This window comes from Aristophania sp. ESL1142 (genome assembly GCF_058107345.1).
The window spans coordinates 252,697-265,323 of sequence record NZ_JBYLUH010000001.1 but is presented as its reverse complement, the minus strand read 5'-3'; the positions used below and the strand labels follow the sequence as shown (position 1 = coordinate 265,323).

At 43.8% G+C, this 12,627-nt stretch carries 11 protein-coding genes; 9 read left to right on the top strand and 2 right to left on the bottom strand.

Features of this window, described 5'->3' with window-relative positions; translation table 11 throughout:
• Nucleotides 1–2 precede the first annotated feature (2 nt).
• On the bottom strand, nucleotides 3–470 hold the full coding sequence (locus AC3B6P_RS01170; protein ID WP_489804330.1) for a hypothetical protein: 468 nt from the start codon (nucleotides 468–470) through the stop codon (nucleotides 3–5).
• 177 nt (nucleotides 471–647) lie between these two features.
• Here AC3B6P_RS01170 and AC3B6P_RS01165 point away from each other — a divergent pair, with 177 nt between their 5' ends.
• The 9 genes from AC3B6P_RS01165 to AC3B6P_RS01125 all read left to right on the top strand — a co-directional run bounded on the left by AC3B6P_RS01165 (nucleotide 648) and on the right by AC3B6P_RS01125 (nucleotide 10,340).
• Nucleotides 648–2,321: a DUF1217 domain-containing protein gene (locus AC3B6P_RS01165; RefSeq protein WP_489804329.1), complete on the top strand. Its 1,674-nt coding sequence runs from the start codon at nucleotides 648–650 to the stop codon at nucleotides 2,319–2,321.
• A gap of 143 nt (nucleotides 2,322–2,464) precedes the next feature.
• The gene (fliI, locus tag AC3B6P_RS01160) at nucleotides 2,465–3,826 is read left to right on the top strand and encodes a flagellar protein export ATPase FliI (protein WP_489805512.1); all 1,362 of its coding nucleotides are present in this window, start codon (nucleotides 2,465–2,467) and stop codon (nucleotides 3,824–3,826) included.
• Between the two features lie 50 nt (nucleotides 3,827–3,876).
• Nucleotides 3,877–4,338 carry a flagellar FliJ family protein gene (locus AC3B6P_RS01155; protein ID WP_489804328.1) on the top strand — a complete coding sequence of 154 codons (462 nt, stop codon included), beginning with the start codon at nucleotides 3,877–3,879 and terminating at the stop codon, nucleotides 4,336–4,338.
• A 144-nt stretch (nucleotides 4,339–4,482) separates the two neighbouring features.
• Nucleotides 4,483–5,256 (top strand): hypothetical protein, encoded by a 774-nt coding sequence (locus AC3B6P_RS01150; protein ID WP_489804327.1) that lies wholly within the window; start codon nucleotides 4,483–4,485, stop codon nucleotides 5,254–5,256.
• Nucleotides 5,257–5,316: 60 nt separating this feature from the next.
• Complete coding sequence (locus AC3B6P_RS01145; protein ID WP_489804326.1) at nucleotides 5,317–6,411, top strand: flagellar motor protein MotB; 1,095 nt, start codon at nucleotides 5,317–5,319, stop codon at nucleotides 6,409–6,411.
• 21 nt (nucleotides 6,412–6,432) lie between these two features.
• On the top strand, nucleotides 6,433–7,296 hold the full coding sequence (gene motA, locus AC3B6P_RS01140; RefSeq protein ID WP_489804325.1) for a flagellar motor stator protein MotA: 864 nt from the start codon (nucleotides 6,433–6,435) through the stop codon (nucleotides 7,294–7,296).
• Between the two features lie 55 nt (nucleotides 7,297–7,351).
• Nucleotides 7,352–9,079, top strand: coding sequence for a hypothetical protein (locus AC3B6P_RS01135; protein ID WP_489804324.1), 1,728 nt, complete (start codon nucleotides 7,352–7,354; stop codon nucleotides 9,077–9,079).
• A gap of 15 nt (nucleotides 9,080–9,094) precedes the next feature.
• A complete protein-coding gene (locus tag AC3B6P_RS01130; RefSeq protein WP_489804323.1) occupies nucleotides 9,095–9,910 on the top strand; it encodes a flagellar hook assembly protein FlgD in 816 nt (271 codons plus the stop codon).
• A gap of 46 nt (nucleotides 9,911–9,956) precedes the next feature.
• Complete coding sequence (locus AC3B6P_RS01125; protein WP_489804322.1) at nucleotides 9,957–10,340, top strand: flagellar biosynthesis regulator FlaF; 384 nt, start codon at nucleotides 9,957–9,959, stop codon at nucleotides 10,338–10,340.
• 139 nt (nucleotides 10,341–10,479) lie between these two features.
• Here AC3B6P_RS01125 and AC3B6P_RS01120 read toward each other — a convergent pair whose 3' ends face one another.
• Entirely contained in the window at nucleotides 10,480–12,261 is a 1,782-nt protein-coding gene (locus AC3B6P_RS01120) for a carbohydrate porin (RefSeq protein ID WP_489804321.1), read from the bottom strand.
• Nucleotides 12,262–12,627 lie beyond the last annotated feature (366 nt).

Genomic DNA, 12,627 nt, shown 5'->3' with positions numbered 1-12,627 from the left:
TCTTACCAATATCCGCCTATGACATGTTTAGGTTGGTTTCCCCCTGGGTCAGCACTTGGACTCCAGATGCTCCAGTCCCATTCTTCTGTATTTTGCCTGGTTTCGACAGTCATGGAATCGAGCGTTGCTGCGTAATGTTTATATTTCGAATCGCGTTTCTGCGCGTTTACAAAATTTGTCAGAGTCTGATACGCTCCTTCATTGCCCATATAGACGCAACCACAGCCGATCGGGTCTGCATAAACATATATGCGCTGATTATTGGGAGCAAGCCGGTAAGTCAATTTACCAGGCGGTAGATAGTTCATCATGGTATAACGGGCTGTTGTATCCGCGTTATGTGCGACAAATCCTGCCTGAGCCAGCATAAAATCTTTATTGAGATAGGATTGGGCAGGTGAACAGGCACTTACTATAAAAAGAGTGCTAATAAGACCATTTTTGTAAGATATAATCTGTTTGAATATCATGTCTTATTTTTTAACCTCATGGTCTTCTTTTGTCCATGAAATTAGCTGATGCTTTTTAAGAAGAAAAGTTTAATATTAAGTAACATTGAGAGGGTTTTATGGAATATTTGTTTTTGGGAGGCTAAAATGATACTCTCAAGACGAATATACGCGGTTATTTTGTAAGGAGGCGTTAAAATGGCTTTGGATGGTGTGTCTCCCGTTGTGCAATATACAATGGCTATCAAGGATGAGCAGAAAGCCGCGGATACATATGTTAAGACAGATCCTCTGACCAAGCGCTATGCTGATAATTTCCGTAAAACTGCTTCGTCAATTAAGTCTACTTCGGCCTTGATGAAAAACTATTCGGCCAATCAAGTTATTTTAGGTGCCTATAATTTAGGGTCTATGGCGACACAGTCGGCGCTCGAATCGAAGTTGCTTAATGAAAACCCGCATTATTCTGGCTCTACGGCCGGGAAGTCACATAATGCAACCTGGACCAAGTTTGCTGACGCTTTTTATCAGATGAGTATGACGGATATCACAATGGAGGAGCTGCCGGATCTTGATACGACGACTCCAATATTAAGTGATAAATTTAAAATGTCGTCTGGGTTCGTTGGTCAGTTGGTGCAGAATTATAAATATAATTTATATGAAAACGGAGCTGTCAGCAAAGGTGGTGTGGGGGATGCCCTTTATTTTACACGCCAGTTCAAGAGTGGAAATGTCAGAAGCATAGACGATATTTTGAAGGACCCGAAGTTACTGAAAGTAGCTGAGAAGAATTTTTCGATTGACCCTGACCGTTTCAGTAAGCTCAGTTTTTCAGCACAAAGAGATACGCTCTCAAATACGCTGAATATAAGCAAGTTTAATGGGCCAGATGGTAAGGTTGACGGAGATAAGGTCGCCGATTTTGTCGAGATATATATCCAGAAAACCGCTTCCGATGAGGGAGCAACAGCTGATAAGGTAAAAGATTACATTGCCCAATATCAAAATCTCCTGACGACGGAGAAAGATAAGGCAGATGGCTATGTGATGGGGAATGAGGCAGCTTCAAAAGCAATTGCAAAATTTACTGCTGGGGGTACTTCCCTGCAAAGTGTAGATGATTTATTGGCAGATTCTTCAGCCAATCAGGTTGTCCTTGGTGCATTTAATCTGGAATCACTGGCTAAGAACCCCACGCGGGAGAAGGCATTATTGCTCGAAAATCCTTATCAGGCTGATTCAACTGTAGCCAAGGCCAAAGAAAGCAATAACAGTGCCAATGAACGTGCTTTTGCGGATAGTTTTTACAACATAAAATTAACGACTGGCACGAGAGATATGCAGTCAGATATAGATAGCACGTCACATAAATTAAGTGGTAGCCTTCTGATTTCTGCTGATTTTATTGATAAGACGGCGAGTTCCTACGAAGTCAGACAATATGAAACTAGTAAGGATATGAATAAGTCTGGTGTTGGGAATGCCCTGTATTTTACACGGACCATGCAGGACGGGAAAATTACGGACGTTAATACGCTTATGTCTGATGCAACGCTTTTGAAAGTGGTTGAGGTCGTGAATGGCCTGAATCCAGATGATATTGGGTCTCTTGACTTCAAGCAGCAACAGACTTTGGTAAAGCGTCTTTTTAATGTTAATGATTTTACGAAACCTAATCCTGATGCAAAAGCAGAAGATGGTTCTGATGCACGTATCCCGGATGAAAAAAAGATTCAGCGTTATGCAGAGCGGTACCTTGCCATGTTGCAGATTCACCCTGAATTTAATTCCGTAGATGAACCGACGAACATACTGGATTTATTCGGCGGTGGTAGTGATGAAGATGGTATTTTAGCGTTATTCGCCTGACCCCTACCTAAGAGAAGGATTATTTTTTGCAGGGTTTATCGGATTATTTTTCATCCAGAAAAGAAGATGTTTTTCAGAAGCTGCAAAAATTAAATAGTGGCGTTTCAGAAGTTCTTGAAAAAACCAGTGGGCAACTGGCTTCCTTGTTTCCCCTCGTTCAGGCTGCCAAAATTACGACTCCCTTGGGAGAGTTGAGGGGGAAAGTCCTTGATATTTCCGGCCTTTCTGCGACTGTGAGTGGGATGGAAGGTTTTACGGGGATTGGGGATAAGGTTTATATAAAGTCATTGGATGGCCGTTCCATAATGGCAGAAATTATTGCCTTCCAAGAAGGGAAGGCGGTTGTTATGGCCTATGAATCCCTTGATGGGATTGGAGCAGGCTGCCCGGTTTTCTTTCCTCTTTACGGGAAAGAAGAGCGTTATTCTCTTTCGGGGGGAGCATTACAGGTTAATGAATCCTGGTTGGGAAGGGTTCTTGACCCGATGGGGCGTCCCTTGGACGGGAACGAAGCGATAATTCCTGGAGGAAGCCCTCAAAAACTTCATGGTTCCCCGCCTGCGGCGGCAAAACGTGCCAGACTTGGGCCACGTATCGACCTGGGCGTAAAAGCCATGAATCTGTTTACAACCTGCCGGCAAGGGCAAAGATTGGGGCTTTTTGCTGGTTCTGGTGTTGGAAAGTCCACTCTATTAGGGATGTTAGCGCGTAATACAGCCTGTGATATTGCTGTTATTTCCCTTGTCGGAGAACGTGGACGTGAGGTCAGAGAATTTATTGAAGATGATTTGGGGCCAGAAGGATTAGCGAAATCAGTTGTGATTGTGGCAACATCTGATAGTTCAGCACTGATGCGCAGGGAGGCTGCTTATGCAGCAATCGCAGTGGCTGAGTATTTCCGAGATCAGGGGAAATCCGTTCTGTTTTTAATGGATAGTGTGACACGCTTTTGTCAGGCTTTGAGAGAAATTGGACTCTCTTCTGGTGAGCCTCCAGCTACGCGGGGTTACCCGCCTAGTGTTTTTGCAACATTGCCACGTCTTCTGGAGAGGGCTGGTCCGGGATTGGTTAGAGAGGATGGTACAGCAGGGCAGATTACAGCCTTATTTTCTGTCCTTGTTGAAGGAGATGACCAGAATGAACCTGTGACCGATGCTGTCAGAGGGATATTGGATGGCCATATTGTCATGGAACGCGCCATTGCTGATGCTGGTCGTTATCCTGCGATTAACGTATTGAAATCTCTTTCCCGGTCTGTTCCCGGCTGTAATAATGATAGAGAAAATGCCTTGGTCAGAGAGGCCCGCGCACTCCTGGCTTCATGGGATGATCTTAAAGACCTTGTGAGATTGGGAGCATATAAGGCTGGCTCTGATAAACAGGCAGACCGCGCAGTGCAGCTGGGGCCTAAGATTGAGCAATTACTGACGCAGGGTAAATATGAGGCAGTCAGCTTGGAAGATGCTTTCAGGGAGCTTGAAGAGATTTTATCTTCTGCCAGTTAGGGGGTTCTTCAAAATATGAAAAAAGATCTCGTTGCTGGTAGAATCTGTCTATGAGTCAGTCTCGTCTGAAAGCCTTGCAAACCTTAAAGAAATTACGCGTCACAGAGAGTGAACAGGCAAAGAATGATTTTGCCAAAGCCCTGACGCTTGAACGCAATATAGAATCTGCCATTGATGCGATAAAAGCTGAGATCGCTGAGAATAAGGAAATCATGCGTCAGAACACAGCAGACGCTGAGGGGCAGATTATTATGGAAATGTCCTATTATAACTGGCTCGGAGCGGCAGATGCCAAGATTGAGCAGAAGAAATATGAGTTAACAGAAGCAAAAGAATTTACAGAACAGGCGCGGCAGGCAATGATTAAAGCAAACACTGCTCTGGAGGCGACAGACAGGCTCATTACTCAGATAGAAAAAGAGATCTACTATCAACAGGAGCATAAGGCGCAGACAGAAATCGATGATATCGCCAGGACACGTTTTTTGCATCAGAGGCATAAAATGTTTTGATAAATTGGAAGAAATTATCTTTAGTTTTTAATAAATTTCTCCTTATATCTATGCGTGAGAAAGAATTATGTCTATAATATGAAGAACTTGTGAGTAAATAATTATTATCGTCTCATATATAATGAATTAGTCAGGGAAATGACCATGACAGAAAATATTTCTTCCGTTCCAGGAAAAATACTTCTTGCAACACCTTGTCATGGAGGTGTGGTAACGACAGAATATATGCTGTCTGTAATTGGTTATGCGGCTGCTGGGCAGAGTATTCCCATGACGATCATGCATATTTCTGATGACGCGATGATTACTCGGGCCAGAAATACAATCATTTCTTCTTTCTTTTTTAAATCAGACTGTACACATCTTCTTTTTGTTGATGCAGATATTGGCTTTCCTGCCAGTGCCCCAACACAGCTTTTCCATGCAGGGAAGGATGTTGTAGCGGGCCTCTATCCTTTAAGGGATCGTTTCTGGGATGCCCAGACAAAATCCAACATTCTGCATGGGGAGGCGCAGCAGACTGCTTCACTGCGTTATGTTGGCGAGACAGAAGCCCTTCATAACGAACCATCACGTAATTCTTTAATTCAGGTTCCTTATATTGGGACGGGTTTTATGATGATCAGCCGCAGAGCTGTTGAAATGATGATTAAGGCTTACCCAGAAACGGAATATAAACGGATTGATGCGCCGGATGATCGAAGCGATATCAGGAATTTTGCTCTTTTTGAAGGCAGTATTGACCGTGAAACAGGTACTTATCTGAGCGAAGATTATACCTTCTGTAAGCGTTGGCGCGATATTGGTGGAGAAATCTGGGCTGATGTCTCTCTGGAATTGAGTCATAACGGCCGCGCTTCTTTTGTCGGGAATCCCTCTGCAAGGGTTGGTATTTCACATCATAGACCCCGGACATGAAATATTGGAGAACCTTCACAAATTCTCTTTAGAGAGAAGTGATGATATGTTGTAATAACGATGCCTAATAAAGAAAACACTCCGACAATTATTATCAGACGTGGAGGCGGTGAGGAAGCCAACGCTCATGGGGGTGCATGGAAGATTGCTTATGCTGATTTCATGACGGCTATGATGACATTCTTCCTCCTGATGTGGCTTCTGAGCATTACGACTGATGAACAACGTCATGGTATTGCAAAATTCTTCAATCCTATGGCGGATCAGGTTGGTGTTCCCTCAGCGTTTATTCAGGCGTCCAAGAAAGCTTCTCCTGTACCGTCTGCAAAATCGCAGCCGATTAAGCCGCAGGAAAGTGATGAACCAGTAACTTCGCCTCCGCAGCCTACGATTAACTCGATTGTCATACCGCCTACAGTTTTGCCAGAAGATGCAAATGATATTTCTATAGGGGTTAAAAATCATGTTCCGCCCCGCCTTCCGGCCATTATTCCTTTGGGAGGACCTAAAACAGGTGGCGCACAGCATGTAGGGCGCATAGGACAGAGTCGAGCAGATTCAGATGGGGCCGCTCCGATCCCCTTGGATGAGCAGGAAAAATTGTCGGAGAAAATGGCAGCCCTAAAGGAAGACGTACAGAAAAATGCTGCTCTAGCGTCTTTGCAGGAAAATTTGTCTTTTCAAATAGGTTCTGATGAAATTCGTATTGAAATGCGTGATACGAGCAAGAAGACCATGTTTGATACAGGGGCCACCAGATTAAATAAGGATGGGGTAATCCTTTTAAAGACGATAGCGAAATGGCTTGTTACTCTGCCAGAAGATATCTCGATTATTGGCGAAACAGATGGCCAGCCATATCATTCTCCCAAAAAGAAAACAGGTATTCTTTCGAACTGGACTCTATCTGAGATGAGGGCTGACCAGGCTAGAGAGGTTTTGGTTAAGGCAGGTTATCCAGATCATAAGATTGTCAGCGTTATTGGTAAGGCTGACCGGGATCTTGCTATTCCAGAAAAGCCGGAGGATCCAGCAAACAGACGTATCGTTCTTGTTATTCACCGCCGTACTCCTTTACCGAAATCGTTCCTTTCAAATAATTCTTCGTCCCAGACCCCGGTGCCTTCTGCCCCTTCGTCTGGTCAACCGCATTAACCACCTGGAGACATTGCTGAGATGCTTTATATAGGCGGTATCTGTTTTGCCTTTATGGCTGTTTTTGGTTCTTTTGTGCTCTCAGGCGGGGCGTTGGGGCCACTTTTGGCCTCAATGCCGTTCGAGGGTTTGACAATTATCGGTGCTTCTATTGGTGTTTTTATTATGACCAATAGTATCACTACGCTGAAAACTTTCCCTCATTATCTGATTCTGGTTTTAAAAGGACCATCATATAATAAAAAAAGCTATATGGATCTACTTGCCTTGTTATACCGCCTTCTAAGGCAGGCAAATATGAAGGGGTTTACATCCCTGGAAGATCATTATGAAAATCCGAAGGAGAGTAGTATCTTTGAACTTTCTCCTAATATTCAGAAAGATAATCGAGCAAGAAACATGATCTGTGACTATTTGCGTCTGATCAGCATGAATATGGATGAGGCATACCAGCTTGATGAAATTATGAGTGGGGAGCTGAAGAAAAATCTGGCTGAAGACCTGCAAATGGCAGACTGCCTCCAAAATATAGCAGACTCATTGCCAGCTCTCGGAATTGTGGCTGCGGTGCTGGGGGTTATTAATACCATGGCGGCTATCAGTAAACCGCCTGCTATTTTGGGTGAAATGATTGCTGGAGCCCTTGTTGGGACATTCCTTGGTGTGCTTTGTGCCTATACAGTTGTTGGCCCACTTGCAGTGCGTATGAAAACGGTGGTCAAGTTAGATAATCACTTCTATAATGTCATAAAGACTATTCTTGTTTCGTTTGTTCAGGGGCAGTCGCCTCAGGTTTGTGTTGAAATTGGCCGTAAAGATATTCCGCAGGAATATATGCCTGACTTTGCGTCAGTTGATTCTATGGTATCGGATCTGACGCGTTAAGAATAAGCTTGAGCCTCTTTTCTGGATTTTTCAGAAAAGAGGGAAGGTGGGAAAGATGGGAATTTCACTTCTGACAATTACTGGTAATAAGGATGAGTCTTTAAAGGCGAAGCCTTCCGTTACAGCCAGGAAGACACCCTCTTCTCATAAATTTTCTTCAGTAATTGATGAAAATAATGCTTCTAATGATAAAAATACTATTTCTTCCTCGGGGAGTGTGGAGAATAAAAAAGAGACAAAGCCTGAGGTAAATAAAAAATCCTCGCATAAAGAGGATGAGCCAGGACACGATCATGATGTTCCTCATGATAATACAGAGACAGATGATAACGCTCAGATAATTAAGACAAGTTCAGATGTGTCAGAGGCAGAATACGGTCTGGGTGATAGTGATGATGATCTGAAAGAGGGTAAAGAAAGTGCCCCTTCTGTGGCGCCACAACCTTCAGGACAGCCCCAGAATATCTGCTTCAATATAACAACACCCTTTGTTCCTAATGACGCCTCTAACCCACTTGCTAGTCCTTCTTCTGATTCATCTTCCAAAACTGAGCAGAAGCAAATCATAATTGCGAATGCTACAGGCAATAATGTTGATAATTCTGTAAATAGGGAAGAAATCAGCACGACTGATTCTGAGGTTTTAAATAGTTCATCTTTATTATTTGGTGTAAATGGAACAGAAAAGAAAGATGATATAAATTTTCCTCTTATGGATGGTAATGTTTCTGTTTCTAATATTTCTGTAACAAATAATGTTGCTTTAAATATACCTTTAGAGAATTCGACATTATTTAATTTACAGGAACGCAATCAATCTGAAGACGAAAATTCAGTTATTGCTGTTTCGCCTGAGATGGCTACGCAGATTCTCTCTGATAATAAACGGCAGGGACGTGATTTTGATGCTGCCTCTCAGAGTGGAGCGGAAGAAAAAGAGAATCATAGACAGAGTCGTGATACGAAATCGCCTGTATCAGTGTTGAAGCAGAATAATCCTGGCATAGAGGTGATGGGTGATAAGCCGGTAACGCGATCTGATAAGGATGTGTTATTTAGTGAGGTGCAGGGCGTTAACAGCAAATCTTCGCAATCTGGGGGTGGTTCTACGCAGGGTGCTTCTCAGAGGTCGAATGAGAAAGATGTAAAAACAGTGACGGGTGATATAGCACAAATCACTAATATTCTTTCTGATGGTGCTGCGAAGCCTGGCCGTGATAATGTGATGACGCAATCTGCCCCTATTCATAAAACTGTAGAAACAGGACGTTTGGAGGCGGAAAACGCCTTTTTCCCGAAAGCAACGCATATTCCTTCGACACTTAATATGACTGTTACGACGGAGAGTAAAACGTCAGTGCATGTCCAATTAACGCGTTTGGAAGATAATCTGGCAACGCTTTCTCTCCAGGGAACGGATGAAGCGACTACGGCCGCTCTGAAAAAGACACGTCAGGAACTTATAAATCATCTTGATGCAGCAGGCATTCAGCCTGCGGGTATTAAAATAGCGGTACTTCCAACAGACACAGGGAATATGGCTGGCGAGAAGGGACACGGATCTTTTAATAATGGTGCTGCTTTTTCTGCTTTTTCAGAGCAAAAACAAAGCCAGCATAATCCCACACAGCAGGAATGGCACTCTGAAGTTGTTAATTCTGTTGAAACTTCTGAATTATCTGCGCAAAATGAGGGAATCCTCGTTACGAAGCAGCGGAATGCTTCTTCCACACATTCCTTATCTTCAGATTTGATCCGCCGCGGCATTAACATTTCAGTATAGAAGGCACACGATATTATGGCTATTTCGGCAGCATCTGGTGTTAATAATCTGTTTCAGAGTACAAATATGGCGGCGTTAGGCAATACAACTAGGTCATCTTCTCCTACTGATAATCTGACGCGATCCACTAATAATGCATCCGGTGCTCTTCAGTCTCTGACGCAAAATGAGAATCAGTTCCTGACTCTTTTAACAACACAGCTCCAGCATCAGGATCCAACAAGTCCGATGGATAATCAGCAGCTTGCTTCCGAGTTGGCTCAATTTTCGGCTGTTGAACAACAGGTACAGACAAATAAGAACCTAGAAACCTTGATTTCACTTAACGAAAATGAACAACTTTCACAAAGTAATCAATTGATCGGGAAAGACGCTACTGTTGCGACTGACAAGTTGCCTTTACAATCGGGTAGTACTTCTCTTGTCTTTAACCAGCCTCGTGGTCAGAAAATTGCAATTTCTATTGCGGACGAAAATGGTAAAATCGTTAAAAACGACATCATTACGTCTGATGGTCATCTACAGACATGGAAGTGGGATGGTAAAGATAATGATGGTAATCAACTTCCTGATGGGGCCTATAATGTTGCTGTTATGACAGCGGATCAGGCCGGGAATATCTTATCGGTCCCATTTCTGGTTCATGGGACGATTACAGGTGTTGTCAGAGGGGATGATGGTCTCTATGTGCAGATGGGGGATGTCCTTGCGCCTATGTCATCAGTTTCATCTGAACAAGATCCAGAAACCTCTGCAAGTGATAGTGGCGACGTCTCAAATCCCCCCGCAAATGATACTGGAAAGGATCCAGGTAAGGCAGTTAATTCCTGAGTGATCTGCATTTTATTGTCATTGTTCTCATGAATGTAAGGGAAATATGTATCAGAATCGTGCCAGAAAAGCCTATCAAAGCTCAGTAACATCTGCCCTGTCAGATAGAGATGCAGATGCTCAGTGCTTCAGGGCTCTTATTTCTGAACTAGTTGCCGTTGAACATTCGACGAATTTTACTGAACGGAGAATAGCCCTTTCGAAAAATCAGCGTCTCTGGTCTCTGATCCAGAAGGCTAATTCTCTGGATACCGGGCTGGTCCCTAATGAAGACAGGCTACTTTTTCTTCGTCTGGCAGACCAGTCCCAGAAATATGGGATCAGGGCTATATTAGACTCTAAATTGCCTATCACCCCGTTGATTGAACTGGCTCAAAGTGTGCTTGATGGTCTTACAGGGAATGTCGATCCTTTAATGCCGCATAGATAAAATGGGAGCTGTGTAAGAGGGATCTGTGGGGGGCCTGTAATTTCTATCCTTCGGGTGAGTCCTTGCAATGTGTTTTTATGAAAAAGGCCATTCGTCAAAAGATGAATGGCCTTTTTACTGGTTTTAAAAGTTACTACGTTTACAGATTGGCGCTTACTTTCAGCCCAACAAGCGCAGCATCAGGGATGACATGGGCAGCACTTGGGTGAATCATATATTCAAACTCCGGTGCAACTGTGATGCCAATGCCTGTGTCAATGGAGTAATAAGCTTCAATAACATGGGCAGTTCTCTGGGGGGCAAAAATATCCTCACCCAATGAAGCGCCACCTGCCAGGGCTGCTTCCTGACCTTTTCTGTTACGATTACTGAAATGATACCAAGTGTACAGGACACCAAGGCGGTCAAGAAGACGGCCAGGAATGACGCCGTTAAATGAGAAACCGCCATAGGCTTCGTCATCAATCATGGTGACGTGTGGTGTATTATGAATGTAACCAAACATGAGGTAACCGCCAGCCATTTCATTACGACCACCCTTACGATAAATCATCTGGTCACCTTCAAACCAGAAAGTATCAACCGGGGCCGCACGGAAACGGTTATGATCTACGAAATTTTTGCCTGATTTCAAAAGATCAGGGTAGTGAGACGTATCATGGTCAAAGCCAAACACATAATGTCCGACTAGACGATTGCGTGTCAGATAAGGTTTCCACGTAAACTGAATGGGAATGGACATACCCGTTGAATCTTCACTTCCCCAGGACCAGCCACTCGGATTGCTGCTATTAGGAGAAACCTGATAGGCGCCAACCATGATTGATGTGTCTCGTGTTGGACGAAAGCGGAAGCGGGCGCCCCATGTCGCCTTAGGATAAACGGACAGGCCAGGGTCCTGCTTCAACGCAACAGGTGCTGAGCAGATCAGCATGAAAGTACAGATCAGAGGAGATGTCGCATATACATGTGATAGTGACATTCGTCCAAAGATGACATCCATCTTATTATTCAGGAAACTTTTCTGGGCATAAAAATCAACAAGGTGAGCAACAACATGCCCTGACAGGCTATAGACTTCCATCAGCAGAATCTTATGTTCGCCAACCCTGTCATAACTGACCTGACGACCGGCACGGTTCATGAGCAATGTATGGAATGACCAACCTTTCCACCCCAGTAATTTGTCGAGGTCAAAGTTCATCTGCAATGTCAGCTCATGGACATAATCCATACCACGGCGTTTACCACCATAGATATCGGCCATTGATTCTCCCTTATAGCTGAGGGAGAACACAAAGCCCTTTTTCTGCAATCTTTCTCTGAAAGGCATAATCTGTGGCAGTAAGTGACCTGCGCCAGCACTGGGGACGTAATATGGGTCATCCAGATCACCAGCTCTTAAGGCGTCCCAACTACGGGGAAGCAGGGCAGAAGGCCCCTCACCATCTGTCAGGGCGTCAAGCTCTATTTTATGCTTTGAGTTTCCCCCATAGGCATTGACACTAGGGATCACTGATGTTGCCAAGCCAGGCCAGGGTGCAACAGGAACACCCGTTAAAGGTAGGGCAGAGTTTTCCGGGCGGATAAGAACTTTAGGGTCAGGCTCATCTGTTGTCGGTATAGCAGTCGCGGCAGGAATATCTGTTTTATGCACTTCTGGAGAGGGCGCAGATGCTGCCCCAGGATGAAGTGTGGGATAGGCTAGATTAAGAAGTGGCTGTTGTTTCTCACCTGATACAGCAAAATGTGGGAGTGTTGCTTCCATCTGGGGGAAAGATGCTTGTGAGGCTTTGTCTGCCGCAGCATGGGAGATGCCGGCACAATATCCCCATAGAAGGCTCCCACCAATAAGGAAGTTCCATTTCAGAAGGGATTTTGTGCCGAAAGATATGGGGGCAGGATTTTTATACTTAAACATTGTACGCCATGAACTTTAAGTTAACCTGTCGGTGCCACATGGGCGGGTGAGAGAGGGGGGATAGTTTCCAGATATGTAGTTATATTGACATATATCATTAATATGCATATATTACCATACTGGGATATCGCCCCATTTATCTTTAAGGGTTTTGAGAAAAACGGACTTTTTAGCTAACGAATCGATTTCGTTAACTTATTTTATGGATATGGTTTTTAGCAAAGCACGAAATTGTGACGACTATTTCAGTCATCTTCACGAATACTTTTTTTTGTTGAAATTTAGCCAAAAAAAACGGTTAAAAATTCTTTACCTATAGGCTTTTTTACAATATTTCTATGAAGGAATTACTGGAAAAAAAAATGT

Bases quoted from the DNA above. Each gene is read 5' to 3' on its own strand.
- AC3B6P_RS01170 (WP_489804330.1), bottom strand. From the start codon at position 470: ATGATATTCAAACAGATTATATCTTACAAAAATGGTCTTATTAGCACT.
- AC3B6P_RS01165 (WP_489804329.1), top strand. From the start codon at position 648: ATGGCTTTGGATGGTGTGTCTCCCGTTGTGCAATATACAATGGCTATC.
- AC3B6P_RS01155 (WP_489804328.1), top strand. From the start codon at position 3,877: ATGAGTCAGTCTCGTCTGAAAGCCTTGCAAACCTTAAAGAAATTACGC.
- AC3B6P_RS01150 (WP_489804327.1), top strand. From the start codon at position 4,483: ATGACAGAAAATATTTCTTCCGTTCCAGGAAAAATACTTCTTGCAACA.
- AC3B6P_RS01145 (WP_489804326.1), top strand. From the start codon at position 5,317: ATGCCTAATAAAGAAAACACTCCGACAATTATTATCAGACGTGGAGGC.
- motA (WP_489804325.1), top strand. From the start codon at position 6,433: ATGCTTTATATAGGCGGTATCTGTTTTGCCTTTATGGCTGTTTTTGGT.
- AC3B6P_RS01135 (WP_489804324.1), top strand. From the start codon at position 7,352: ATGGGAATTTCACTTCTGACAATTACTGGTAATAAGGATGAGTCTTTA.
- AC3B6P_RS01130 (WP_489804323.1), top strand. From the start codon at position 9,095: ATGGCTATTTCGGCAGCATCTGGTGTTAATAATCTGTTTCAGAGTACA.
- AC3B6P_RS01125 (WP_489804322.1), top strand. From the start codon at position 9,957: ATGTATCAGAATCGTGCCAGAAAAGCCTATCAAAGCTCAGTAACATCT.
- AC3B6P_RS01120 (WP_489804321.1), bottom strand. From the start codon at position 12,261: ATGTTTAAGTATAAAAATCCTGCCCCCATATCTTTCGGCACAAAATCC.